We start from the raw sequence: 23,123 nt of genomic DNA on the forward strand, positions 1-23,123 counted from the left end.
TCAATAGCTGTCTGCGCCCTACCCATATACGCTAAAGGCTGATTTCGCTTAAAAATCAGCCGATTTCAAAAAAATACCGGCTCAGACCGCCCGGCGCTGCAGCTGGCAGGCCTGCTGGGCCAGTGCCGTCACCTGGGCCCAGTCGCCACGCGCTACGGCATCCGCCGGCGTGAGCCAGGAGCCGCCCACGCAAACCACATTGGACAGGCTCAGGAATTCCGCCGCATTGGCCATGGAGACGCCGCCGGTAGGACAAAAGCGCACATCGCCAAAGGGCCCGCCCCAGGCCTTGAGCATGGCCGGGCCGCCGGCCTGCATGGCGGGGAAAAACTTCAGTTCGCTCAAACCGTCTTCTTGAGCCATCAGGATTTCGCTGCCGGTGGCCACGCCGGGCAGCAGTGGCAGACCGGCATCGCGGCAGGCTTGGCCCAACGCGTGGGTGTAGCCCGGACTGACGGCAAAGCGGGCGCCGGCCATGGCGCAGGCCTGGGCATCGGCGGCGCTGCGCACCGTGCCGGCACCGACCACCGCCTCGGGCACCTCGCGCGCAATCGCCTCTATGCAGGCCAGCGCCTGCGGTGTGCGCAAGGTGACTTCCAGCATGCGTATGCCGCCCGCCACCAGCGCGCGCGCCAGCGACACGGCCTGGCCGATCTCGCTCAGCACGATCACGGGAATCACGGGGGCATCCCGCATCACTTGCAAGGCGGTCAGTTTTCCGCTGAGGTCCAGGTTTACATCCACGATAAAGCTCCTTCTTCGGCCGTCAGTGCGCGCTCGCGCATGCCGGCAAACAATCCACGACCCATGCCCACGCCATTGCTCAGACGCAAGTCTTGCGGCATGGACGCCAATTGTCGCGCAGCCCATTCGGCTGGCGCGACCAAAACATTCAAATCACCCGTCACGGCATCGAGACGAACCAGATCACCATCGCGCACCTTGGCCAGCGGCCCGCCGGCGACGGCTTCTGGCGACACATGGATGGCTGCCGGCACCTTGCCCGAGGCACCGCTCATGCGGCCATCGGTAACCAGCGCCACCTTGTAGCCCTTGCCCTGCAGCACCGCCAGCGGCGGCGTCAGCTTGTGCAGCTCCGGCATGCCATTGGCCTGCGGGCCTTGCCAGCGCACCACGCACACCAGGCCCTTGGCGGCGCTGTGCTGGCACAGTTGCTCCAGCTCGCCGGCATTGAAGGCCTGCAGCAAAGCCTCTTGCGAATCAAAGACACGGGCCGGGGCCTCTATCACATGACGGTCATCGGGCACGGCCGACACCTTGATCACGCTGCGGCCCAGGTTGCCCTGCAGCAGCTTGAGCCCGCCGGTGAGGCTGAAGGGCCTGGCGGCGGGCCGGACTATGGTTTCGTCCTTCGAATCACCAGCGTCGTGCCAGGCCAGCGAAGCGCCAGCCAGGGCCGGCTCACGCGTGAATTCGCGAATGCCGCCTTCGCGCACCGTCAGCACGTCTTCGTGCATGAAGCCGGCGTCCAGCAGTTCGCGTATCACCAGCCCGGTGCCGCCCGCGGCCTGGAACTGGTTCACGTCGGCGCTGCCATTGGGATAGACATGCGTCAGCGTAGGCACGACTTCGGACAAGTCAGAAAAATCATTCCAGTCAATCACGATACCGGCCGAATGCGCCACCGCCACCCAATGAATCAGGTGGTTGGTCGAGCCGCCCGTGGCCAGCAAGGCCACCATGGCGTTGACAATCGCCCGCTCGTCGACGATCTGGCCTATGGGCGCAAAACGCCGCGACTTGATGATGCCCAGGGCTGTACGCGCCGCTTCGCGCGTCAGCTCGTCGCGCAGCGCGCCGCCGGGCGCCACAAAGGCGGTGCCGGGCACATGCAGGCCCATGGCTTCAAGCAGCATCTGGTTGCTGTTGGCCGTGCCGTAAAAAGTGCAGGTGCCGGGGCTGTGATAAGACTTGAGCTCGGCCTCCAGCAAGCCTGCGCGCCCGACCAGACCCTGGGCGGCGAGCTCGCGCACATGGGCTTTTTCCTTGTTGGCCATGCCTGAGGGCATGGGCCCGGCCGGCACAAACACCGTGGGCAAATGACCAAACTGCAGCGCGCCTATCAGCAGGCCGGGCACGATCTTGTCGCACACGCCCAGCATCAGCGCGGCATCAAACATGTCATGCGACAAGGCCACCGCCGTAGCCATGGCGATCACATCGCGGCTGAAGAGGCTCAACTCCATGCCGCTGGTGCCCTGGGTCACGCCATCGCACATGGCAGGCACGCCGCCAGCCACTTGCGCCGTGGCACCCAGCTTGCGCGCTTCGTCCTTGATCAGTGCGGGATAGCCTTGCAGCGGCGTGTGCGCCGACAGCATGTCGTTATAGGCGGTGACGATGCCGATATTGGGCGCACGCTCGGTCACCACCTTGAAACGGTCGTCCAGCGGCATGCCGGCCACGGCATGGGCCAGGTTGGCGCAGCCCATGCGATCCATGCTGGGCGGGCGCGTGACCGCCGCCTGCAACTGCGCCAGGTAGGCGCTGCGTGTGGCGCGGCTGCGTTCTGCGATGCGCGCAGTGATATCTGAGATTGCGGAATGAAGAGCCATGCTGTGCCACCTTTTGGTCAGGGATCGATATGTAACTTTATTACAGGCGCTATGGTAACTGGTGAACACTGCATTTAAGCCCCACATGGTTACTTTGCGGTTACCAAAACGGGCACAAAAAAACCCGCAGGGCCAGGCCGCTGCGGGTTGCTTCATCGGGGCCAGGCCCCGGCCATGTCTGGCTAGGCTTATTGCAGGCTGATTTCCACGCGCCTGGCTTCGGCATCACTGCCGCCGCCGGTCAGCTGCTCAGGCTTTTTCAGTTCGATCTGTGCTTCGGCCACACCCGCGGCCTTCAGCGCATCACGCACGGCCAGTGCACGCTGCTTGGCCAGTTCGGCATTTTTTTCCGCATTGCCGCTGGCATCGTGGAAACCCGAAATCAGCAACTTGCGACCGGCCTGAGCGCCTTTGACCACGTCGGCCAGGGCTTCGCTGGCGCCGGCGGCCAGATCGGCCTTGCCGGAGGCAAAGTAAAACTTCACCACGCCCTGCTCGACCGTGACGCTGGCCGCATCCGAAGCGGCTTGTGCAACGCTAGGCGTGGCCGGCTCAGACGCAGCGGCCAGCGGCGCGGTCACCTGGGCCGCAGGCGCGGCAGCGCTCTTGCCGGCACGCCCTATATTGACACCAAAAAACAGCACCGCGGCAACCACCAGCGCCACCAGGCCAAACACCAGGAACAAGGCCACGCGCTGCTGGCTATCATCGTCTTGAGAAACCATTACCTATCCCCTTTTTAAAATTTGCCGCTATTGTAAAGTGCGCTTGTGCAAAACCTAGCCTATCCACGCCGCGACCCGGCCCCCATGCTCCAGGCCGTCACCCATGAATGGGGCGGCCAGGGCGATCTCTGGGTTTTCGCCTATGCCTCGCTGATCTGGCGACCTGAATTCGAGTTTGCCGAAGAGCGCTTTGCCACCTTGCATGGCTACCATCGCGCGCTCAAGATGTGGAGCCGCATCAATCGAGGTACGCCCGAATGCCCTGGCCTGGTGTTCGGCTTGCTGGCCGGCGGCAGTTGCAAGGGCATGGTTTTTCGCATCCCGCAAGTCCAGGTGGCCGCCGCCCTGCCCGCCTTGTGGGAGCGCGAAATGCCCAACGGCGTCTATGACCCCAAATGGCTGCGTTGCCGCACGGCCCAGGGCGATGTCAAGGCCCTGGCCTTCACGCTGTCAAAGCGCAGCCCCAGCCACACCGGCGTGCTCAGCGAAGACACCTATCGGCAGATATTTTCAGCCTCCTGCGGGCGTTTTGGCACGACCCGCGACTACGCCCAGCTGACCTACGACAAGCTGCGCACGCTGGGCATAGAAGATCAGGCGCTGGGCAAGCTGCTGCAGCTGGTCAGCCGCTAACCCGCCAGGTATTCGGCCAAGCCCATTGCGTGCCTGGGCGACTAAGCCTAGAGTGGTGAGCCCATCACGCACCTTACGGGAGACCTGCATCATGAACATCCGTCTGACTCTGCTGAGCAGCCTGTTGGCCCTGGCCGCCTGCGCTTCCCCGTCCAGCGGTCCACGCGCCCTCGCCCAGCTTCAGGCCACCACGGGCAACACCACCACCGGCAGCGTGCGCTTCACCCAGATGGGCCAGGGCGTGATGGTCTCAGGCGAAATCTCCGGGCTCAAGCCCAATGCCGAGCACGGCTTTCATATCCATGAAAAAGGCGATTGCTCCAGTGGCGACGGCATGAGCGCGGGCGGCCACTTCAACCCCGACGCCAAGCCCCACGGCAATGCCACGGCCATGGCCCACCACGCCGGCGACCTGCGCAGCCTGAAGGCAGACGCCAACGGCATGGCGAAGTTCAGCTTTGAATCGACCGGCATCGCGATAGGCGGCGGCGCAACCGACATCGTGGGCCGCGGCCTGATTGTTCATCGCGACCCCGACGACTACACCACCCAGCCCACCGGAAACGCCGGGCCGCGGCTGGCCTGCGCCGTCATTACCCGGGCTTGAGCGCCTAAACCTGCCCCCGCGAGCGGCGGATGCTGCGGTCGTAGCTACCAAATCAATAGCTGCCCATGGCCGCAGCGCAAGCCCAAACCCCTTAAATCACTTAAACATAGGCGTAAAGAGGCCTGAACGGGGGTTAACCAATGCCTATACTTCAACGATGTCAGAGCACAACTCCTCCATCGCCGATCTGCGTAAAAGCTACGAGCGCGCCGAGCTCAACGAAGACGCCTCACACGCCGATCCCCTGCAGCAATTCGACCAGTGGCTGAACGAAGCCATCGCGGCGCAGGTGCCCGAGCCCAATGCCATGACGCTGGCCACCGTGGCCAGCAACCTGCGCCCGTCCACCCGCATCGTGCTGATCAAGGGATTCGATGAGCGCGGCATCGTCTGGTACACCAATTACGACAGTCGCAAGGGCCAGGAGCTGGCCGGCAACCCCTATGCGGCGCTGCAGTTTCACTGGGTCGAGCTGGAGCGCGTGGTGCGCATAGAAGGCGTGGTGGAGAAAGTCTCCGCCGAAGAAAGCGACGACTACTTCAACAGCCGGCCGCTGGATTCGCGCATAGGCGCCTGGGCCAGCCCGCAAAGCGAAGTGATCACCAGCCGCAGTGTGCTGGTGGCCAATGCCGCCAAATTTGGCGCCAAGTTTTTACTGCAGCCGCCGCGCCCCGCGCATTGGGGCGGCTACCGCCTCAAACCCGACAACTGGCAGTTCTGGCAAGGTCGCAAAAGCCGGTTGCATGACCGCCTGCGCTACACCCTGCAGGCCGACGCCGGCTGGCTGCGCGAGCGCCTGGCACCCTAGTTAGAGCTAGCCAGCCAGCGGCCCCAGCCGCTCTATGGCCTGGTGCGCCACGGCCTTGAGCTGTGCGTCGCTCACCCGGTCCGGGGCAATTTCGGCCAACGGCACCAGCACAAAGGCGCGCTGCGTCATACGTGGATGGGGCAGCGTCAGGTGCGCTGAATCCATCTGCGCGCTGCCATACAGCAGCAGGTCCAGGTCCAGGGTGCGCGGTGCATTGCGGTACGGCCTTTCGCGCCCGGCCTGCAACTCGATCTGCTGCAGCTGTGCCAGCAAGGCCGGTGCCGACAAGCTAGTCAGCAGCTCCACCACGGCGTTGATGTAATCGCCGCCCGGCGCGACGGCCTCTTGGCCGGAATCGCTGTCCAGCGGGGCGGTTTTATAGAGACTGGATGTTTGCCTCAATTGCGTCAGCGGCAAGGCCTTGATGGCGCTCACCGCCTGCCGCAGCGCCGCCGCTGCGTCGCCGAGGTTTGCGCCCAGGGCGACATAGGCCGTCACACCCGCTGGAGCGAGGGCATCCGCCTGGCCGCTACGCATGGCAGGCGCCCGGTTCAATGAGGGGATGCGGCGTCCGACGCAGGCTGCTCGCCGCCGCCCTCTAGCGTAGAGCGGTTGACAGGCTTGCGACGGCGCCGGCGTTTCTTGGCCGGCGCGGCCTCGCCTTCTTCACGCGGTGCGTCGGCCAATTCGGTCGCAGCCTGGCCCACACCAGCATCGGCATCGACCCGTTTCACGCGAACCCGGGGAGTTTGCGGTTTTTTCGACTGTTCCTGGCGCACCGCTTCAATCATGGCGTGGCGTTCGTCGTCATATGCGGTGCTGAATTTTTCCCACCACTCGGCCAGCGCGGCGTCGATCTCGCCGGTTTGCCCGCGCAGGCGCAAGAAGTCAAAGCCGGCGCGAAAGCGCGGCTGCTCCAGCAGGGTATAGGGCGCGCTGCCCACGCGTTTTTCAAAGCGTGGTTGCATGGTCCAGATCTCGCGCATGTCGGTGCCCAGCTTGCCGCGCCCCGAAACATCGCCAATCTTGGCATTAAAGGCCTCGTCAATCGAATCCTGCAGCGCCGGCATGACCGGCTCGCCGCGCTGACGACGCTGCTCCCAGCCGTGGCGCACATCGGACCACAGCACGCAAGACAGCAAAAAGCTGGGGGCCACAGGCTTGCCTTCGCCGACGCGGCGGTCGGTGTCCTGCAAGGCCAGTTTCAGGAAGGGCTCATCGGCCATTTCCACCACCACGTCAAGCAATGGATAGATGCCGGTGCCCAGGCCCAGGGTTTTGAGCTGGGCGATGCTGGCCATCGCATGGCCGGTTTGCAGCAGCTTGAGCATTTCGTCAAACAGACGCGACTGCGGCACGTCGGCCAGCAAGCCCTTCATCTCGCGCAGCGGCGCAGCGGTCTTGTCCTCGAACTTGAAGTCCAGCGCACTGAGCTTCGCACCAAAACGCACGGCACGAATGATGCGAACCGGATCTTCGCGGTAACGCACGGCCGGGTTGCCTATCATGCGTATGATTTTTTTCTTGGCGTCCTTGATGCCGTTGTGATAGTCGACCACGATTTGCGTTTCGGGGTCGTAATACATGGCATTGATGGTGAAGTCGCGCCGCGCCGCATCTTCCTCCATGGGGCCCCAGACGTTGTCGCGCAACACCCGGCCGGAAGCATCGACGGCATGCTTCATGCCAGCCAGCTGATTCTTGCTGGTGCGCTCGTTGCCGCCCACCTGCTCGGCCAGGCTGCTATCCAGATGGGCACGAAAGGTCGAGACCTCAATCACCTCATGCTCGCGGCCACGGCCGTAGATGACGTGAACGATGCGAAAGCGCCGGCCAATGATGAAGGCCCGGCGAAACAGGCTTTTGACCTGCTCCGGCGTGGCATCGGTGGCGACGTCAAAGTCCTTGGGACGCAGGCCAACCAGCAAATCACGCACGGCGCCGCCGACGATATAGGCTTCATAGCCGGCCTGTTTGAGCGTATGCACCACATCCATGGCGCGTTCATCGACCAGCTTGGGATTGATGCCGTGTTCCTGGGGGCCTATGTCCTGGCGCTGGCCGAACGGTGATTTTTTGACCCGCTTGGCGCCGGACTCTTCACTGCCGGATTTTCCAAACAGTTTGTCGATAAATTTTTTGATCATGAATTTCTGAAACTTTGCGGAACAAAGCGCAATTGCCTGGCGGCAAGCCCTGTCCCCAACTGGCTAAAACAGGTCAAGTATGCGCCATCCGCGCTCGGTCGCCAGCGCGCGCAGGCGCGGGTCCGGATTGGTGGCCACTGGCCAGGTGGCTTTTTCCAGCAAGGCCAGGTCATTCATGGAGTCGGTGTAGAAGGTGGTTTCCACATCCTCCCAACGCCAGTTGCGGGCCGCCAGCCATTGCTCCATGCGCGTGACCTTGCCTTCGCGGGCCGAGGGCGTGCCCCGGATTTCACCGGTCAGCTCGCCCCGGGCGTCGCGCTCCAGCTCCACCGCGATCAGCTCCTGCACGCCAAAGGCCTGGGCAATCGGACGGGTGACGAATTCATTGGTGGCGGTAACGATCACAAGCTCATCGCCGGCCGCCCGGTGCGTCTCCAGCAGCGCCCTGGCCTGCTCCGTAATGACTTTATTCACCACTTCGTCCATGAACTGGTCATGAGCAGCTATTGATTTTATAGAGCCCTGCTCACGAATGGCTTGCGTGGCAAAGCGTACGTAGTCGTGAATATCGAGCGTTCCGGCCCGGTACTGATCAAAGAATTCGGCATTGCGGCGCTTGAATTCGGTGGCATCGCACCAGCCCAGGGCAATGGTGAATTCGCCCCACTCATAGTCCGAGTCGATGGGGATCAGGGTGTGATCCAGATCAAACAAGGCCAGGCGTCTAGAAGCCTTCACTTGCGCTGTCATTCGCTCTCCAGCATGGATTTAAGCAGCGGCACCGTGATGGCCCGCTTGGTTTGCAAGGCGTAGCCGTCCAGCTTGTCCAGCAACTGCATCAGGCTTCCCAGATCGCGCGAAAAGCGCCTCAGCATGAAGTCCATCACCTCGTCGCTCAGAAACACGCCACGGGCATCGGCTTCGCGTCTGAGCACGGCACGCCGCTCCTCATCGTTCAAGGCCTGCAGGGCAAACACATGGCCCCAGCCCAGGCGGGAGCGCAAATCCTCACGCAGCACCAGATCGGCCGGCGGCACATCGCCAGCGGCCAGCACCCAGCGCGGCTGGCCGTCGTCGGTGCTCAGCGCATTCACAAACCAGTTAAAGGCGGCGCGCTGCTGCACCGCCGTGTAGAGGTGACAGTCGTCCATGATCACGACGGACCAGGCCTCGTTGAACTCCGGCGGCTCCAGCATGGAGGCGTCCATCCAGCCACTGGAGACACCTTGCGTACGCAAGGCCTCGCTCACGGCTTTGAGCAAATGGGTCTTGCCGCTGGCTTCTCCGCCCCACAGATAGGTCGGCACCGGCGAGCGCAGCGGGTTGCCGGCCCAGAGTTCAAGATGCTTGACTGCGGCCTCGTTCGGTCCGCTGAAAAAATTGGCAAACGAAGGGTCGGATGCCAGTCCGATGTCCAGTGCGATCTGTTTCATGCCTGTCATTACCGTGTTCATCCCTGATACAGCTTGCTGGCCATGTAGCTAGCCCGTAAACGACGAATGCCGACCAGCAGCACCGCGCTGGCGGGCAAGGCGATCAGCACGCCGAGAAAACCCAACAACTGGCCAAAGGCCAGCAGGGCAAAAATAACGGCCAGCGGGTGCAAGCCTATGCGTTCGCCGACCAGCCGAGGCGTCAGATAAAAACTCTCGACCATTTGTCCGGCGCCATAGACGCCGGCCACCACCAGCAGGCCGTAAAGACCGCCAAACTGCAACACGCCGGCCAGCAGCGCCAGCAGCATGCCCAATCCAAAGCCCAGAAAGGGAATAAAGAAGGCCAGGCCGGTGAAGACGCCCACCGGCACGGCGAGGTCAAACCCGAACAGCGAAAGCGCCACGCTGAAGTAAATCGCCAGCACCCCCATCACCAGCAACTGGCCGCGCAGATACTGGCCCAGCACCAGGTCGGCCTCGTCGATGAAGCTGTCGTACGAGGCACGCAGCTTGGGCGGCACCAGCTCGACCACCCGGGCAACAATCCGATCCCAGTCTTTCAGCAGAAAAAACAGCGCCACGGGTATCAACACCACATTGCCCATGATGGCCAGCGCCACGCTGCCGCCCAGCTTCAGCGAAGACAAGACCGAGGCCAGGGCATCTTCCACATTGGCATTGAGGTACTTGAGGACAAAGGCCTTGATGCTGGCAACATCCAGCGACACCTTGATGCCGAACTGCGACAGCCAGGGACCCAGCGAATGGTTGAGACGGTCGGCCAGCAAGGGCAGCTGCTCACGCAGCAAGGGCAGTTCCTTGGCGAAGATAGGTACCACCAGCAGAAAAATAGACAGCAGGACCAGGATAAACAGGGTTTCCACGATCAGAACCGCCAGCACCCGCGGCAGCCGGCCCCGGCCCAGGTCATCGAGCTTGTCCACCAAAGGCGTCAACGCATAGGCCAGCACGGCCGCCACCACAAAGGGTGTCAGCACCGGCCCCAGAAACCACAGCGCCAGCACCACCAGCGCGGTGATCAGGCACCAGGCAGCGGTACGTTTTTGGGTAGAAGTAAATTGCATACAGCCTTGGGTGAGCTTGCCGGAGTCAGCCCGGAACAGGTCCCCGGGTGGAACCTTTAGAATCTAAGGCTGAATTCTATCGGGCTTGCAAGGCGGTTCCAGACCACTGCCGGCCGGATAGACCGCCGCTCCACGCCCTCCATCGCATAAAGCCCCGATACATGACTACCTCTTCCACCACCCCCCTGAGCTACAAAGACGCCGGCGTTGACATCGTCGCGGGCGACGCCCTGGTTGAACGCATCAAGCCGCTGGCCAAGAAAACCATGCGCGAAGGCGTGCTGGCGGGCATTGGCGGCTTTGGCGCCCTGTTTGAGGTGCCCAAGCGCTACAAAGAACCCGTGCTGGTCAGCGGCACCGACGGCGTGGGCACCAAGCTCAAACTGGCCTTTGAATGGAATATGCACGACACCGTCGGCATAGACCTGGTCGCCATGAGCGTCAACGACGTGCTGGTACAAGGCGCCGAACCGCTGTTCTTTCTGGACTATTTCGCCTGCGGCAAACTCGACGTGGATACGGCAGCGGCCGTGGTCGGCGGCATTGCCAGGGGCTGCGAGCTGAGCGGCTGCGCCCTGATAGGCGGAGAAACCGCCGAAATGCCCGGCATGTACCCCGCCGGCGAATACGACTTGGCCGGCTTTGCCGTCGGCGCGGTGGAAAAATCCAAAATCCTGAGCGGCCAGGACGTGAAGGCCGGCGACGTGGTGCTGGGCCTGGCCAGCAGCGGCGTGCATTCCAACGGTTTCAGCCTGGTACGCAAGTGCATTGAGCGCGCCGGCGACAAGGCCCCCGTGAAGCTGGACGGCAAGCCCTTCAAAGAGGCGCTGATGGAGCCCACCCGCCTGTACGTGAAGAACGTGCTGGCCGCTCTGGCCGCCCACCCGATCAAGGCGCTGGCCCACATCACCGGCGGCGGCCTGCTGGAAAACATTCCCCGCGTGCTGCCTGAAGGCACGGCTGCCCATCTGAAAAAAGGCAGCTGGCCGCAGACCGAGCTGTTTGCCTGGTTGCAGGCCACTGCCGGCATCGACGATATCGAGATGAACCGCACCTTCAACAACGGCATCGGCATGGTGGTGGTGGTGGACGCTGCCAATGCCCAGGCGACGGCCAAAACCCTGCGCGATGCCGGCGAGCAGGTCTATGAAATCGGCGTGATTGCCGATCGCGGCGAAGGCGCAGCGGTCGTCGTCGGCTGATCTTCGGACTGTCACCACGCAAAAAAGCCGCTGATGCGGCTTTTTTGCTATCCCTCCGTCACTCTCCTGCCTAACTCAAGACGCAGGAACATCCGGCTTTTCAGCACGCTCCTGTGCAATGCCGTGCAGCCACTCGCGCCAGATAGCCACCAGCAAAGCCATCAACACCGGCCCGACAAACAGGCCGACCAGGCCCATGGTTTTGACGCCGCCCACCAGGCCAAAAAAAGTTGGCAAAAACGGCAGCTTGACCGGCCCGCCGACCAGGCGCGGGCGCAAGGTCTTGTCAACGATGAACAGCTCGACCGAGCCCCAGACAAACAAGCCCAGCCCCGCCATCGAGTGGCCAGAGCCCACCAGATAAAGCGACACCAGGGTGAAAGACAGCGGCGCGCCGCCCGGAATCAGGGCCATGAAGACCGTGATGACGCCCAGCAACACCGGCGAAGGCACGCCGGCCACCCAATAGGCGATGCCCAGCACCAGGCCCTCACCCAGCGCGATCAGTCCCATGCCGGTGACAGTGGCACTGACCGTGGCCGGCACCACGCGTGAAAAATGCTGCCAGCGCTTGGGCAGAATGCGCTCACCCACCACATCGAGCTGGCCCGCGATACGCAAACCATCCTTGTAAATAAAGAACAAGGTGATCAGCATGAACAGCACCGTCAGCACCAAGCTGAACACATTGCCGGTAGCGGTGAGCAGCGTGCGGTAAATATTGCCCAGGTGCTGGCCGCTGAGAATCTGAATCCAGTCACCCAGCGCACGCGGCGCGCTCAGGTGATCGCGCCAATAGCTGGCCAGACGCTCACCCACCACGGGCAGCGCCTCAATCCAGCGCGGCACCGGCGCACCGTTGCGATTGGCCTCTTGCAGCCAGGCCAGCAGGCTGCCGGCTTCGTGCAAGGCGTAAGGCAGGGCCAGCATCAGCGGCACCACCAGCACGCCGGTCACCAGCAGCAGCGCCAAGCTGGCGGCCAGGGTGGTGTTGCCATGACAGCGCAGCACCAGCCAGCCGTACAAGGGCCAACTCGCAAAACCGATGATGAGTGCCGCCAGCACCGGCACCAGAAAGCCACTAAAAAAATACCCGCCGGCGGCAATGAGCAAAAGCAGCAGCGTGCGGGTAATGAAGGGAGCGTGCAAGACAGGGGGCATGGGGGGAATTCTGGCATGAGGCCTGACAAGGCCCCGCCTCACTTGAAGAAAAAACCTGCCCGACCCGTTGGCGCTGGGCGTCTTAATGCTTGCCCTGGCGCAACTGGGCCAGGCGCTCGGCAATCACATCCATGTCCAGCGCATCTTCGGCGTGCGCCAGGTACATCTCCAGATCCGCCACCGCGTGCGCCACATCACCCTGCACCGCCCAGGCCAGGCCACGGTCGCGGTACTCAGTCCAGGCATCGGGCAGCAACACGATCAGGCGGTCCAGCACGGCAATCAGGCGCGGCCAGTCTTCCTGGGTTCGGTGAATCTCCTGCAGGTTGCGCAGCATGCGGCCTATGATTTCGCGCGGCGGCGCCGACTGCAGGTACAAGCCCATGGGCACATCAAACTCATCCACCAACCCGCTGCGCTGGCGAAACGGCTCCAGCCGCTCGACCAGTTCTTCGCGGCTCAATGACTGGCCGCTGAAGGGGTCTATCACCACCTGGCCTTTGGGCAGGTTGACCTTGACCATGAAGTGCCCGGGAAAAGCCACGCCGCGCGCATTCAGGCCCAGCCCCAGGGCCAGCTCCAGCCACAGCACCGCCAGCGTGATGGGAATACCGCGGCGCGTGCGCAGCACCGCGTTCAAGTAGCTGTTGTCCGGGTCGTAATAGTCATTGATGTTGCCGCCAAAACCAAGATCGCGAAAGAAAAACTGGTTCAGCGCGCGCAGGCGCTGTAGGTCGGGCGAATCGACGGGCAGGCGCCGCTTGACACGGGCCAGCAGTTGATCGACGTCGCCCAGCACCTGCTCGACATCGAGATCCGGGTATTCGTCCTGAGCCAGGCTGACGGCGGCCTCCAGCAAGGGGAAATGCGCATCGCTTTGCACCAGGCTGGAGAAATATTGCAGCGGGGACGGTACAGCCAAATTTAATTCCATGCCGCTACTTTCTCACAAACCGGCAGCCCCTGCGAGGCACATTAACTCAAGCCGCATCATCCGTGCCGCAGCAATTGGCGCAGCTTCAGCCCCGAAGCCCAGAGCGCTATAAAATAAATAGCTGCAGAGGCAATAAGCACAAGGGCTAGAGAGCCAATTCTTTGAAAATAATGGAATTTCAGGCCAATCCAGTTGACGCTGCCGGCGGCCCATAGCAAAAACACCGCCAACAGCGCGCTGGCCGCCAGCACTTGCAGCGCAAACCGACCCCAGCCGGCAGCCGGTTTGTAACTGCCGCGCCGCAGCAGACCAATCAACAGGCACAAGGCATTGATCAGCGCGCCCACGCCTATGGCCAGCGCCAGCCCGGCATGCTGAAAATAGGGCACCAGCACCAGATTGAGCAACTGCGTGATGACCAGCACCACCACCGCGATGCGGACCGGCGTCTTGATGTCCTGGCTGGCATAAAAACCCGGCGCCAGCACCTTGATGGCCACCAGGCCCAGCAGGCCCGCGCCGTAACCCATCAGCGCCGTCGTGGTCTGGCGCACATCACGGTCGCTAAAAGCGCCGTAGTGGTAAAGCGTGGCAACCAGTGGTTCGGCAAAGGTCAGCAAGGCCACCGCGCAAGGCACGGCCAGCAACACCACGAGGCGCAAGCCCCAGTCCAGCATGGCCGAGTATTTGAGCGCGTCGTTGGCGCCCTTGGCCGCCGCCAGTTGCGGCATCAGCACCACGCCTATGGCCACGCCCAGCATGGCCGTGGGAAATTCCATCAGGCGGTCGGCGTAGGTGAGCCAACTCACGCTACCGGGCGCCAGGTGCGAGGCAATCTGGGTGTTGATGAGCAGGGAGATTTGCGCAACGCTGACGCCCAGCAGTGCCGGCAGCATCAATCTTGCTATGTTTTTTGTAGCTGGATCCGCACATGCATCCTTGATGACAGCCCAATTCCATCCAATTTTTGGCAGCATGCCCAGACGCAGCAGGGCCGGCACCTGCACCGCCAGCTGCAACACCCCGCCCAGCATCACGCCTCCGCCCAGGGCATACACCGGCTCAATGCCCAGCGTCTTGAACCAGGGTGCGCCCAGCCAGGCTGCGGCAATCATGGACAGGTTGAGCAGCACCGGGGTGGCCGCCGGCACGGCGAAATGCCGCCATGTATTGAGAATGCCGGACGACAAGGCCACCAGCGACATGAAGCCGATATAGGGAAACATCCAGCGCGTCATGTAAACAGCGGCCTCAAAACCGCGCGGATCCTGCTGCAAACCGCTGGCCATGGCCCAGACCAGCAGCGGCGCCGCCACCACGCCCAGCACGCAAGTTAGCAGCAGCGACCAGCTCAGCAGCGTGGCCACCCGGTCAATCAGCAGCTTGGTCGCCGCCTCGCCGTGTTGCGCCTTGTTGGCCGCCAGCACCGGCACAAAAGCCTGACTGAACGCCCCCTCGGCAAACAGCCGGCGAAACAGATTGGGAATGCGAAACGCCACATTGAAGGCGTCGGTCATGGCGCTGGCGCCAAAGGCCGAGGCAATCAGCAACTCCCGCACCAAACCGGTGATTCGGGACATCAGCGTAAAAAGGGAAACGGTGGAGGCGGATTTAAAAAGTGACACCGCTGGAGTTTAGCCGTCACGGCAGCGCGCAAGCTGTGGTTCCGTGCGGCCGTATTTGGTGAGCTCTTCACACCAGCAGGGGCCACGGAACCGGCTTTGCCGGGCCGCAGGCGCAGCGGCCCCCTCGGGAGGCAGGGAGCTACACGCTAGTAGAGCGGCCGTGGAGGTATATAATCGTGGGCTTTGCTGCATCATCCACAGACTCCTCCCTGGATTAAAGGAAATTTATTATGGCAACCGCCAAACCCAAGAAAAAGAACCCCCGCCTCGCCTCCGGCCGCAAACGCGTCCGCCAGGACGTCAAACTCAATGCCGCGAATACCTCGCTGCGTTCCAAATACCGCACCGCTGTGAAAAACGTCGAAAAAGCCGTTGCAGCTGGTGACAAAGACAAAGCCAAGGACTTGTTCGCCAAGGCCCAAAGCATTGTGGACACGATTTCCGACAAGGGCATCTTCCACAAGAACAAGGCCGCTCGCGATAAGAGCCGCCTGTCTGCCAAGGTGAAAGCCCTGGCCCTGAAAGCCGCCTAAACATTTAGGCAAATCGCCCGGACGGTATTTCCCACAAAATTCCGCTCCGCCGTTTTGTAGGGTGCGCTGCAGCAAAAGTAAGAAACCGCCTTTCGGCGGTTTTTTTACGTCTGTACTTTCTGGATCGGGATGAGCCTGGTCACCCAGGACCACTCAGGGCTTGGGTGGATCGGGAAGCAGACAAGCCTCGGCCATTTGCAGCTTGTTGTCTTTGGCGAAGTTGATGGCGAAATCCCAGGCCATGGGTTCGGCGTCGCGCAGTTCAGCGTTGACCACCACGTACTTGACGCCGTTGATGACGGTTGGAACGCACCAGGGGGAATAAGTCAGGTGACTGCCGGGCTGCGGCCCACCGGGACGGAACTGGCTCATCACCCCGCACAACCGATCGGCCCAGTCGCTGGGCCGGAAGGTTTTGCCATCATGGGTGACGCCCTGAATGAAAACTTCTTTGGCGGAGTTGGAGACCATCGGGTGGAGGGTTTTTCGCGTGCCCGGGAAGCCGGTATGCGTCCCATGCTGCAGCGCGCAACTATTCTATCTTATATAAGACTCAGCTCAGATTTGCAGGCCGGCGCTGCAACCCGGCCCCGGCGCATGACTGTGATGCAGGATAGTCACAAAAGGCCGTAAAGTCTGCGCCTAAAATCACTTCAGACCCGCCCATTTTGGCGCGGCCTTCCGTTTTTTGCCACCGTCCCCGGAGTTATCAATGACCGCTGCCCTCCCCGACCACATCGAAGCCGCCTCTCCCCACGTGATGAATAGCTACGGCCGTCTGCCGATAGCGCTCTCGCACGGCCAGGGCTGCCGCGTCTGGGATGTCAACGGCAACGCCTACATCGATGCGCTGGGCGGCATTGCCGTCAACACCCTGGGTCACAACCACCCCGAGCTGGTACCCGCCTTGCAAGAGCAGATCGGCAAGCTCATTCACACCTCCAACTACTACCATGTGGCGCTACAGGAAACCCTGGCCGCCAAGCTGGTGGAACTGTCGGGCCTGGAAAACGTCTTTTTCTGCTCCACCGGCCTGGAAGCCAACGAGGCCGCGCTCAAGCTGGCGCGCAAGTTCGGTCATGACAAGGGCATTGAACGCCCCGAAATCGTGGTCTATGAAAAAGCCTTTCACGGCCGCAGCATTGCCACGCTCAGCGCCACCGGCAACCCCAAGGTGCAGGCCGGCTTCGGCCCGCTGGTCGAAGGTTTTATCCGCGTGCCGCTCAACAACATCGATGCATTGAAGGCCGCCACCGCCAACAACCCCAATGTGGTGGCCGTGTTCTTTGAGGCTATCCAGGGCGAAGGCGGCATCAACAGCATGAAGGACGAGTACCTGCGCGAAGTTCGGGCGCTCTGCGACGAGCGCGACTGGCTGCTGATGATCGACGAGGTGCAGTGCGGCATGGGCCGCACCGGCAAATGGTTTGCCCACCAGTGGGCTGGCATCAAGCCCGACGTCATGCCCTTGGCCAAGGGCCTGGGTTCGGGCGTGCCGATTGGCGCGGTGGTGGCCGGCCCGAAAGCCGCGCATATTTTTCAACCCGGAAACCACGGCTCGACCTTTGGCGGCAACCCGCTGGCCATGCGGGCCGGCGTGGAAACCATTCGCATCATGGAACAAGACGGCTTGCTGGCCAATGCCGTCAAGGTCGGTGACCACCTGCGCACGGCGCTCGCTCGCGAACTGGCCGGTGAAAAAGGCCTGAAAGAAATCCGCGGCCGCGGCCTGATGCTGGGCATTGAGCTGACCAAGCCCTGCGGCGAACTGGTCAAGCGCGCTGCCGACAACGGCCTGCTGATCAGCGTCACCGCCGACACCGTGATCCGCATGGTGCCTTCGCTCATCATGACCATCGCCGAGGCCGATGAGGTGGTGGCGATTCTGGTTCCGCTGATCAAGCAACTGCTGCAGGAAGGCGCATGACCATGAGCGCTCCCCTCAAACCCATCAAGCACTACCTGCAATTTAGCGACTTCACCGCCGATGAGTACGCCTACTTGTTCGAGCGCGCCGCTCTGATCAAGAAAAAATTCAAGGCCTACGAAAAGCATCAGCCGCTGGTCGACCGCACCATGGCCATGATTTTCGAGAAGGCTTCGACCCGCACCCGCGTGAGCTTTGAGGCCGGTATGTACCAGCTGGGCGGCAGCGTGGTGCATCTGACCACCGGCGACAGCCAGCTGGGCCGGGCCGAGCCGATCGAAGACAGCGCCAAGGTCATCAGCCGCATGGTTGACCTGGTGATGATCCGCACCTTCGAGCAGACCAAGATTGCCCGCTTCGCCGAGCATTCGCGCGTGCCTGTCATCAACGGCCTGACCAACGAATTTCACCCTTGCCAGATCCTGGCCGACATCTTTACCTACATCGAACACCGCGGCTCCATCCAGGGCAAGACGGTGGCCTGGGTCGGCGACGGCAACAACATGGCCAACACCTGGCTGCAGGCCAGCGAAATCCTCGGCTTCAAGGTGCACCTGAGCACGCCCGGCGGCTACGAGGTCGATCAGTCGATTGCCGGCATACGCTCGGCCAGCAGCTACCAGGTGTTCAAGGATCCTATGCAGGCCTGCGCCGGCGCCGACCTGGTGACCACCGATGTCTGGACCAGCATGGGTTACGAGGCCGAAAACGAGGCGCGCAAAAAAGCCTTTGCCGACTGGTGCGTAGATACCGAGATGATGCGCGTGGCCAAACCCGACGCCCTCTTCATGCACTGCCTGCCGGCGCACCGCGGTGAAGAGGTCGAGGCCGAGGTGATCGACGGCCCGCAGTCCGTGGTCTGGGACGAGGCCGAGAACAGGCTGCATGCGCAGAAGGCGCTCATGGAGTACCTATTGCTGGGGCGGCTTGAATGAACCCTTTCAAGGCCGCACTGGCCAGCGGCCGGCAGCAAGTCGGACTGTGGCTGTCCATGGCCGATCCGTATCTGGCCGAGGTCAGCGCCACCGCCGGCTTCGACTGGCTGCTGATCGACGGCGAACATGCGCCCAACGATGTGCGCAGCATGCTGGCGGCGCTGCAGGCGCTTGCGCCCTACCCTTCACAACCCGTCGTGCGGGCCGTGGCCGGCGACGTACCGCTGATCAAGCAGTTGCTGGACATTGGCGCGCAGAACCTGCTGGTGCCCATGGTCGACACGGCCGAGCAAGCCCGTACCCTCGTCAGCGCCACACGCTACCCGCCCCTGGGCATTCGCGGTGTCGGCAGCGCCATTGCCCGCGCCTCGCGCTGGAACGCGCGTGCCGACTACCTAGACACAGCCGACGATGACATCTGCCTGCTGGTGCAGGTCGAAACCGTGACCGCCTTGCGCAACCTGCAAGCCATCTGCGCCGTGGACGGCGTGGATGGCGTGTTCATAGGCCCGGCCGACCTGGCCGCGTCCATGGGCCACCGCGGCAAGTCCGACCACCCGGAAGTGCAGGCCGCGATCGAGCAGGCCATGCAAACCATCATCGCCTCCGGCAAGGCCGCCGGTACGCTCACCTCTGACCCTGCTTTGGCGCGGCGCTACCTGGCGCTGGGCTGCACTTTTGTGGCCACCGGGGTGGACGTGCTGCTCTACGCCAATGCCGCGCGGCGGCTGGCGTCGGACTTCAAATCGCCCGGCACCGCACCACCTTCGGGCCCTGGCGCGGCTTACTAAAAGAGCCGCAAGACCTGGACAAAGCCATCAGCCCCGGCCCACAAAAGGCATCTGCGTCGCCATGATGGTCATGAACTGTACATTGGTGGACAGCGGAAGCGCCGCCATGTGAACCACGGCGTCGGCGACCTCCTTGGCATCCATCATGGGTTCGACGGCGATCTCGCCATTGGCCTGGGGCACGCCCTTGGTCATGCGCGCCGACAACTCGGTCAGGGCATTGCCAATATCAATCTGGCCGCAGGCAATGTTGTATTTGCGGCCGTCCAGCGAGATCGATTTGGTCAGCCCCGTGATGGCGTGCTTGGTCGAGGTGTAAGAGGCCGAATTGGGCCGCGGTGCGTGGGCGGAAATCGAGCCGTTATTAATGATCCGCCCGCCCTGCGGCACTTGCTCCTTCATCAGCCGGAAAGCGCCTTGCGCGCACAGGAACGAGCCCGTCAGGTTGATGTTGACGACGTTCTGCCATTGCTCTACCGCGATGTCTTCAAAAGGCACGCCCAGGCCGCTCACGCCGGCGTTGTTGAACAGCACGTCAATGCGCCCGAACTCGGCCTTGATGCGGGCAAACAAGGCGTTGACGGAGTCGGCATTTCCCACATCGGTTGCCACCGGCAAGGCGCGGTCGCAACCGGACTCCTTGGCGACGCTGTTGAGCGGCTCGATGCGGCGCCCGGCCAGCACCACGCGGTAACCGGCCTGCAACATCGCCAGCGCCACGGCTCGGCCAATGCCGGTGCCCGCGCCGGTGACCAGTGCGACTTTATCGTTCGAATTCATGGAATGCCCTTGCCTTTGGAAATGGGTTTGAGATATGAAGATGGAATCTGTGGACGAATCGGGCGCCCGCCCGCTCGCCTGCACTGAGGCCAGGCGCGACGTGCCTGATATTGTGCAGTAGCCGCTGATTTCCCGGCCTCGCCCACCTCGCAACAAGCGGCCTGGCCACCCCCGAATACTTCAGGTTTCAATAATTTTAAAACCTGTTGGAAATAACCGACACCACGGGATTTTGAGCGGTGCTACCTTTGGGGAATGAGCCAGAGAGCCGACCCATCCTCCTTTGCACCGCCCCGGAAAATCCGGGACATTTCCCCTGCCGTCCACCCGGGTGCGCCCGTCTTTCCCGGCGACACGCCCTACCAGCAGCAGTGGTGCGCCACCATCGCGCCGGGCTGCCCGGTGAACGTGAGCAGCATCACGCTGTCGCCCCACATCGGCGCCCATGCCGACGCCCCCTTGCACTACGACCCGCAGGGCGCCGCCATCGGCGCGGTGGCGCTGGACGCCTTCATTGGCCCCTGCCGTGTCATCCATGCGATTGATTGCGGGCCGCTCATCGAATGGCATCACATTGCCCATGCCGTGAACCAGTTGCCACCGCGTGTGCTGGTGCGCACCTATGCCAAAGCGCCCGAACAATGGGACGCTGCGCTCAGCGCCTACGCCCCCGACACCATCGAGCGTCTGGCCGCACTCGGCGTGCGGCTGGTGGGCATAGACACGGCCAGCATCGACCCAGCCGACAGCAAGCTGCTGGCCAGCCACCAGGTGATTCGTCGCCTGGACTTGCGTGTGCTGGAAAACTTGGTGCTCGACGACGTGCCCGAGGGCGACTACGAACTGATCGCCCTGCCCCTGAAACTCACCCACGCCGACGCATCGCCCGTGCGGGCCGTGCTGCGCGACCTTTGATCCGAGAAAACGAAAACACTTATGACCACTTTGCAAGACTGCCGCGCCCTGGATGCGCAAGACCCGCTGCGCACCCTGCGCGACCATTTCACCCTGCCGGACGGCGTGATCTACCTTGACGGCAACTCGCTTGGCGTGGCGCCCATGGCCGCTGCCACCCGCGTCGCCGAGGTGGTGAAGCACGAATGGTCGCAAGGCCTGATCCGTTCGTGGAACGACGCCGGCTGGGTCGACCTGCCACAGCGCCTGGGCAACCAGCTCGCGCCCTGGATAGGCGCGGGTGCCGATGAAGTGGTGTGCACCGACACCACCTCGATCAACCTCTACAAGGTGCTGAGCGCCGCACTCAATATCGCGCGCCAGGACGGCCCCGCACGCACCAAGGTGCTGAGCGAGCGCAGCAATTTTCCGACCGATCTGTACATCGCGCAATCGGTGTGCCGGGAGCGCGGCCTTGAACTCGTGCTGCTGGAGCCCGAAGAGATCAGCGCCGCGCTGCAGGACGACGTCGCCGTGCTGATGCTCACGCATGTGAACTACCGCACCGGCGCCATGCACGACATGGCGGCCATGACCGCAGCGGCCCATGCGCGCGGCATCTTGACCATCTGGGACCTGTGCCACAGTGCCGGCGCCGTGCCGGTGACGCTCAAGGCGGCCGACGCCGACTTCTCCATTGGCTGCGGCTACAAATACCTCAACGGCGGCCCCGGCGCGCCGGCTTTTGTCTGGGTGCACCCGCGCCATACCGACCGTTTCTGGCAGCCGCTGACCGGCTGGTTCGGCCACGCCGCGCCCTTCGCCTTCACGCCCGACTACCAGCCCGCCTCCGGCATACGCCGCTACCTCTGCGGCACCCAGCCCATCATCAGCCTGTCGGCGCTTGCCTGCGGGCTGGATGCCTTCGACGCCACGGCAGCGCTGGGCGGCATGGGCGCGCTGCGCGCCAAGTCGCTGGCGCTGACCGACCTGTTCATTGCGCTGGTGCAAGAGCGCTGCGCCGGCCACGGCCTGGGCCTGGCGACGCCGCTTGAGCACGCACAGCGCGGCTCGCAGGTCTGCCTGACCCGCGATGAAGGCCAGGGCGTGAACGGCCAGGGCAGCGGCGCCTATGCCATCGTGCAGGCGCTGATCGCGCGCGGCGTGATCGGCGACTTCCGCAAGGGCGACGGCGGCACCGGCCGCCACAAGGACATCCTGCGCTTTGGCTTCACGCCGCTGTACGTCGGCTTTGAAGATGTCTGGAACGCGGTCGAGCACCTGCGCCAGGTGCTGGAAAGCGGCGAGTGGCAACGCGCCGAATTCAACCAGCAAAACGCGGTGACCTGAGCATGTGCCCGCACGCCCACACGCCCTCCACGACGCCTGCCGCCTCGGCGACGGCCCTGCCCGAAGCCATCGTGCACGAAGAGCGCGCCCAGCTCGACTTCAGCCAGAGCATGAGTTACGGCGACTACCTGCAGCTCGACGCCATATTGGGCGCGCAAAAACCGCTGTCGCCGGCGCACGACGAGATGCTGTTCATCGTGCAGCACCAGACCAGCGAGCTGTGGATGAAGCTGATGCTGCACGAGCTGCGCGCCGCCATAGGCCATGTGGCCAACGACGAGCTGCAGATGGCTTTCAAGATGCTGGCGCGCGTCAGCAAGATCATGGAGCAGTTGGTGCACGCCTGGGACGTGCTGGCCACCATGACGCCGCCCGAGTACAGCGCCATGCGCCCCTACCTGGGCCAATCCAGCGGCTTTCAGAGCTACCAGTACCGCAGCATCGAATTCGCTTTGGGCAACAAGAATGCCGCCATGCTCAAGCCGCACGAGCACCGCCCCGACCTGCTGGCGCTGGTGCAGGCGGCCTATGAGGCGCCCTCGCTCTACGATGAGGCCCTGCGCCTGCTGGCGCGGCGCGGCCTGCCCATGCCCGCCAGCCACACCGCGCGCGACTGGACCCAGCCTTATGTTGAAAGCCAGGCCGTAGAGCAGGCCTGGCTCACGGTCTACCGCAACCCACAGCAATACTGGGACCTGTACCAGCTGGGCGAGGAACTCACCGACCTGGAAGACGCTTTTCGGCTCTGGCGTTTTCGCCATGTCACCACGGTGGAGCGCGTGATTGGCTTCAAGCGCGGCACCGGCGGCACCGGCGGCGTGAGTTATCTGCGCAAGATGCTGGACGTGGTGCTGTTCCCGGAAATCTGGAAGCTGCGCACGGATTTGTAAAGAAAATAGGCCTGTAGCGCCCATCAACAGGGCGTAGCAAGCTACGCTTTTAATAGCAAATGACCACACGACCATGCCAGCGGT

The 23,123-nt window shown here is 63.1% G+C and carries 24 protein-coding genes; 11 read left to right on the forward strand and 13 right to left on the reverse strand.

Going from position 1 to position 23,123, the window contains the following annotated elements; genetic code table 11:
- Positions 1 to 81 precede the first annotated feature (81 nt).
- The 3 genes from eda to BM160_RS03470 form a co-directional block, all read right to left on the reverse strand.
- Positions 82 to 744, reverse strand: a complete 663-nt coding sequence (gene eda / locus BM160_RS03460) for a bifunctional 4-hydroxy-2-oxoglutarate aldolase/2-dehydro-3-deoxy-phosphogluconate aldolase (protein WP_255368606.1) — start codon at positions 742 to 744, stop codon at positions 82 to 84.
- Positions 735 to 2,576, reverse strand: coding sequence for a phosphogluconate dehydratase (edd, locus tag BM160_RS03465; RefSeq protein WP_092000537.1), 1,842 nt, complete (start codon positions 2,574 to 2,576; stop codon positions 735 to 737). Before edd ends, eda begins: the two co-directional genes overlap by 10 nt.
- A gap of 188 nt (positions 2,577 to 2,764) precedes the next feature.
- Entirely contained in the window at positions 2,765 to 3,301 is a 537-nt protein-coding gene (locus BM160_RS03470; protein ID WP_092000540.1) for an OmpA family protein, read from the reverse strand.
- A gap of 45 nt (positions 3,302 to 3,346) precedes the next feature.
- On the opposite strand from BM160_RS03470, the gene BM160_RS03475 reads away from it, so the two are divergent.
- The 3 genes from BM160_RS03475 (at position 3,347) to pdxH (ending at position 5,349) form a co-directional block, all read left to right on the forward strand.
- Complete coding sequence (locus tag BM160_RS03475) at positions 3,347 to 3,934, forward strand: gamma-glutamylcyclotransferase (protein ID WP_092000545.1); 588 nt, start codon at positions 3,347 to 3,349, stop codon at positions 3,932 to 3,934.
- A 91-nt stretch (positions 3,935 to 4,025) separates the two neighbouring features.
- Complete coding sequence (locus BM160_RS03480; RefSeq protein WP_092000548.1) at positions 4,026 to 4,541, forward strand: superoxide dismutase family protein; 516 nt, start codon at positions 4,026 to 4,028, stop codon at positions 4,539 to 4,541.
- A 157-nt stretch (positions 4,542 to 4,698) separates the two neighbouring features.
- Positions 4,699 to 5,349, forward strand: a complete 651-nt coding sequence (gene pdxH, locus BM160_RS03485) for a pyridoxamine 5'-phosphate oxidase (protein WP_092000551.1) — start codon at positions 4,699 to 4,701, stop codon at positions 5,347 to 5,349.
- Between the two features lie 6 nt (positions 5,350 to 5,355).
- On the opposite strand, the gene folK is transcribed toward pdxH, so the two are convergent.
- The 5 genes from folK to BM160_RS03510 form a co-directional block, all read right to left on the reverse strand.
- Positions 5,356 to 5,886 (reverse strand): 2-amino-4-hydroxy-6-hydroxymethyldihydropteridine diphosphokinase, encoded by a 531-nt coding sequence (gene folK / locus BM160_RS03490; protein ID WP_092000554.1) that lies wholly within the window; start codon positions 5,884 to 5,886, stop codon positions 5,356 to 5,358.
- A gap of 14 nt (positions 5,887 to 5,900) precedes the next feature.
- Positions 5,901 to 7,496 carry a polynucleotide adenylyltransferase PcnB gene (pcnB, locus tag BM160_RS03495; RefSeq protein WP_092000558.1) on the reverse strand — a complete coding sequence of 532 codons (1,596 nt, stop codon included), beginning with the start codon at positions 7,494 to 7,496 and terminating at the stop codon, positions 5,901 to 5,903.
- A 63-nt stretch (positions 7,497 to 7,559) separates the two neighbouring features.
- Positions 7,560 to 8,246 carry an HAD family hydrolase gene (locus tag BM160_RS03500; RefSeq protein ID WP_092000561.1) on the reverse strand — a complete coding sequence of 229 codons (687 nt, stop codon included), beginning with the start codon at positions 8,244 to 8,246 and terminating at the stop codon, positions 7,560 to 7,562.
- Positions 8,243 to 8,929 carry a DnaA regulatory inactivator Hda gene (hda, locus tag BM160_RS03505; protein ID WP_092001210.1) on the reverse strand — a complete coding sequence of 229 codons (687 nt, stop codon included), beginning with the start codon at positions 8,927 to 8,929 and terminating at the stop codon, positions 8,243 to 8,245. Before hda ends, BM160_RS03500 begins: the two co-directional genes overlap by 4 nt.
- A 17-nt stretch (positions 8,930 to 8,946) precedes the next feature.
- On the reverse strand, positions 8,947 to 10,017 hold the full coding sequence (locus BM160_RS03510; RefSeq protein ID WP_092000564.1) for an AI-2E family transporter: 1,071 nt from the start codon (positions 10,015 to 10,017) through the stop codon (positions 8,947 to 8,949).
- A gap of 161 nt (positions 10,018 to 10,178) precedes the next feature.
- Here BM160_RS03510 and purM point away from each other — a divergent pair, with 161 nt between their 5' ends.
- On the forward strand, positions 10,179 to 11,219 hold the full coding sequence (purM, locus tag BM160_RS03515; protein ID WP_092000567.1) for a phosphoribosylformylglycinamidine cyclo-ligase: 1,041 nt from the start codon (positions 10,179 to 10,181) through the stop codon (positions 11,217 to 11,219).
- A gap of 75 nt (positions 11,220 to 11,294) precedes the next feature.
- Here the strand turns inward: purM and BM160_RS03520 are convergent, their stop codons facing one another.
- From BM160_RS03520 to murJ, 3 genes are all read right to left on the reverse strand, one after another.
- A complete protein-coding gene (locus BM160_RS03520; protein ID WP_092000570.1) occupies positions 11,295 to 12,380 on the reverse strand; it encodes an AI-2E family transporter in 1,086 nt (361 codons plus the stop codon).
- Between the two features lie 82 nt (positions 12,381 to 12,462).
- The gene (locus tag BM160_RS03525) at positions 12,463 to 13,314 is read right to left on the reverse strand and encodes a SirB1 family protein (RefSeq protein WP_092000574.1); all 852 of its coding nucleotides are present in this window, start codon (positions 13,312 to 13,314) and stop codon (positions 12,463 to 12,465) included.
- 56 nt (positions 13,315 to 13,370) lie between these two features.
- Positions 13,371 to 14,939, reverse strand: coding sequence for a murein biosynthesis integral membrane protein MurJ (gene murJ, locus BM160_RS03530; protein ID WP_092000577.1), 1,569 nt, complete (start codon positions 14,937 to 14,939; stop codon positions 13,371 to 13,373).
- Between the two features lie 230 nt (positions 14,940 to 15,169).
- On the opposite strand from murJ, the gene rpsT reads away from it, so the two are divergent.
- On the forward strand, positions 15,170 to 15,472 hold the full coding sequence (gene rpsT / locus BM160_RS03535) for a 30S ribosomal protein S20 (protein WP_092000580.1): 303 nt from the start codon (positions 15,170 to 15,172) through the stop codon (positions 15,470 to 15,472).
- 153 nt (positions 15,473 to 15,625) lie between these two features.
- On the opposite strand, the gene BM160_RS03540 is transcribed toward rpsT, so the two are convergent.
- The gene (locus BM160_RS03540) at positions 15,626 to 15,943 is read right to left on the reverse strand and encodes a DUF3579 domain-containing protein (RefSeq protein ID WP_092000583.1); all 318 of its coding nucleotides are present in this window, start codon (positions 15,941 to 15,943) and stop codon (positions 15,626 to 15,628) included.
- A 241-nt stretch (positions 15,944 to 16,184) separates the two neighbouring features.
- On the opposite strand from BM160_RS03540, the gene BM160_RS03545 reads away from it, so the two are divergent.
- From BM160_RS03545 to hpaI, 3 genes are read left to right on the forward strand one after another with little or no spacing between them, the layout of a single operon-like run.
- Positions 16,185 to 17,399 carry an aspartate aminotransferase family protein gene (locus BM160_RS03545; protein ID WP_092000587.1) on the forward strand — a complete coding sequence of 405 codons (1,215 nt, stop codon included), beginning with the start codon at positions 16,185 to 16,187 and terminating at the stop codon, positions 17,397 to 17,399.
- Between the two features lie 2 nt (positions 17,400 to 17,401).
- Positions 17,402 to 18,334, forward strand: a complete 933-nt coding sequence (gene argF / locus BM160_RS03550) for an ornithine carbamoyltransferase (RefSeq protein ID WP_255368607.1) — start codon at positions 17,402 to 17,404, stop codon at positions 18,332 to 18,334.
- Complete coding sequence (gene hpaI, locus BM160_RS03555; RefSeq protein ID WP_092000593.1) at positions 18,331 to 19,125, forward strand: 4-hydroxy-2-oxoheptanedioate aldolase; 795 nt, start codon at positions 18,331 to 18,333, stop codon at positions 19,123 to 19,125. Before argF ends, hpaI begins: the two co-directional genes overlap by 4 nt.
- Before the next feature lie 27 nt (positions 19,126 to 19,152).
- Here hpaI and BM160_RS03560 read toward each other — a convergent pair whose 3' ends face one another.
- Positions 19,153 to 19,905 (reverse strand): SDR family oxidoreductase, encoded by a 753-nt coding sequence (locus BM160_RS03560; protein WP_092000598.1) that lies wholly within the window; start codon positions 19,903 to 19,905, stop codon positions 19,153 to 19,155.
- Between the two features lie 255 nt (positions 19,906 to 20,160).
- Between BM160_RS03560 and kynB the strand changes: the two genes are divergently transcribed.
- From kynB to kynA, 3 genes are read left to right on the forward strand one after another with little or no spacing between them, the layout of a single operon-like run.
- Entirely contained in the window at positions 20,161 to 20,820 is a 660-nt protein-coding gene (kynB, locus tag BM160_RS03565; protein ID WP_092000601.1) for an arylformamidase, read from the forward strand.
- A 21-nt stretch (positions 20,821 to 20,841) separates the two neighbouring features.
- On the forward strand, positions 20,842 to 22,149 hold the full coding sequence (gene kynU / locus BM160_RS03570) for a kynureninase (RefSeq protein WP_092000605.1): 1,308 nt from the start codon (positions 20,842 to 20,844) through the stop codon (positions 22,147 to 22,149).
- A gap of 2 nt (positions 22,150 to 22,151) precedes the next feature.
- On the forward strand, positions 22,152 to 23,039 hold the full coding sequence (gene kynA / locus BM160_RS03575) for a tryptophan 2,3-dioxygenase (RefSeq protein WP_092000609.1): 888 nt from the start codon (positions 22,152 to 22,154) through the stop codon (positions 23,037 to 23,039).
- The last annotated feature ends 84 nt before the right edge of the window (positions 23,040 to 23,123 follow it).

It is taken from the genome of Polaromonas sp. OV174 (assembly GCF_900112285.1).
In the GTDB taxonomy this organism is placed as follows: Bacteria; Pseudomonadota; Gammaproteobacteria; order Burkholderiales; family Burkholderiaceae_C; genus Polaromonas.

What these genes read in the sequence shown, in the direction of transcription:
- hda (WP_092001210.1), bottom strand. Translation starts at nt 8,929, where the DNA reads ATGAAACAGATCGCACTGGACATCGGACTGGCATCCGACCCTTCGTTT.
- kynB (WP_092000601.1), top strand. Translation starts at nt 20,161, where the DNA reads ATGAGCCAGAGAGCCGACCCATCCTCCTTTGCACCGCCCCGGAAAATC.
- BM160_RS03500 (WP_092000561.1), bottom strand. Translation starts at nt 8,246, where the DNA reads ATGACAGCGCAAGTGAAGGCTTCTAGACGCCTGGCCTTGTTTGATCTG.
- BM160_RS03560 (WP_092000598.1), bottom strand. Translation starts at nt 19,905, where the DNA reads ATGAATTCGAACGATAAAGTCGCACTGGTCACCGGCGCGGGCACCGGC.
- BM160_RS03480 (WP_092000548.1), top strand. Translation starts at nt 4,026, where the DNA reads ATGAACATCCGTCTGACTCTGCTGAGCAGCCTGTTGGCCCTGGCCGCC.
- purM (WP_092000567.1), top strand. Translation starts at nt 10,179, where the DNA reads ATGACTACCTCTTCCACCACCCCCCTGAGCTACAAAGACGCCGGCGTT.
- BM160_RS03540 (WP_092000583.1), bottom strand. Translation starts at nt 15,943, where the DNA reads ATGGTCTCCAACTCCGCCAAAGAAGTTTTCATTCAGGGCGTCACCCAT.
- hpaI (WP_092000593.1), top strand. Translation starts at nt 18,331, where the DNA reads ATGAACCCTTTCAAGGCCGCACTGGCCAGCGGCCGGCAGCAAGTCGGA.
- BM160_RS03545 (WP_092000587.1), top strand. Translation starts at nt 16,185, where the DNA reads ATGACCGCTGCCCTCCCCGACCACATCGAAGCCGCCTCTCCCCACGTG.
- folK (WP_092000554.1), bottom strand. Translation starts at nt 5,886, where the DNA reads ATGCGTAGCGGCCAGGCGGATGCCCTCGCTCCAGCGGGTGTGACGGCC.
- pcnB (WP_092000558.1), bottom strand. Translation starts at nt 7,496, where the DNA reads ATGATCAAAAAATTTATCGACAAACTGTTTGGAAAATCCGGCAGTGAA.
- kynU (WP_092000605.1), top strand. Translation starts at nt 20,842, where the DNA reads ATGACCACTTTGCAAGACTGCCGCGCCCTGGATGCGCAAGACCCGCTG.
- edd (WP_092000537.1), bottom strand. Translation starts at nt 2,576, where the DNA reads ATGGCTCTTCATTCCGCAATCTCAGATATCACTGCGCGCATCGCAGAA.
- BM160_RS03470 (WP_092000540.1), bottom strand. Translation starts at nt 3,301, where the DNA reads ATGGTTTCTCAAGACGATGATAGCCAGCAGCGCGTGGCCTTGTTCCTG.
- BM160_RS03520 (WP_092000570.1), bottom strand. Translation starts at nt 12,380, where the DNA reads ATGCCCCCTGTCTTGCACGCTCCCTTCATTACCCGCACGCTGCTGCTT.
- pdxH (WP_092000551.1), top strand. Translation starts at nt 4,699, where the DNA reads ATGTCAGAGCACAACTCCTCCATCGCCGATCTGCGTAAAAGCTACGAG.
- kynA (WP_092000609.1), top strand. Translation starts at nt 22,152, where the DNA reads ATGTGCCCGCACGCCCACACGCCCTCCACGACGCCTGCCGCCTCGGCG.
- rpsT (WP_092000580.1), top strand. Translation starts at nt 15,170, where the DNA reads ATGGCAACCGCCAAACCCAAGAAAAAGAACCCCCGCCTCGCCTCCGGC.
- BM160_RS03510 (WP_092000564.1), bottom strand. Translation starts at nt 10,017, where the DNA reads ATGCAATTTACTTCTACCCAAAAACGTACCGCTGCCTGGTGCCTGATC.
- argF (WP_255368607.1), top strand. Translation starts at nt 17,402, where the DNA reads ATGAGCGCTCCCCTCAAACCCATCAAGCACTACCTGCAATTTAGCGAC.
- BM160_RS03525 (WP_092000574.1), bottom strand. Translation starts at nt 13,314, where the DNA reads ATGGAATTAAATTTGGCTGTACCGTCCCCGCTGCAATATTTCTCCAGC.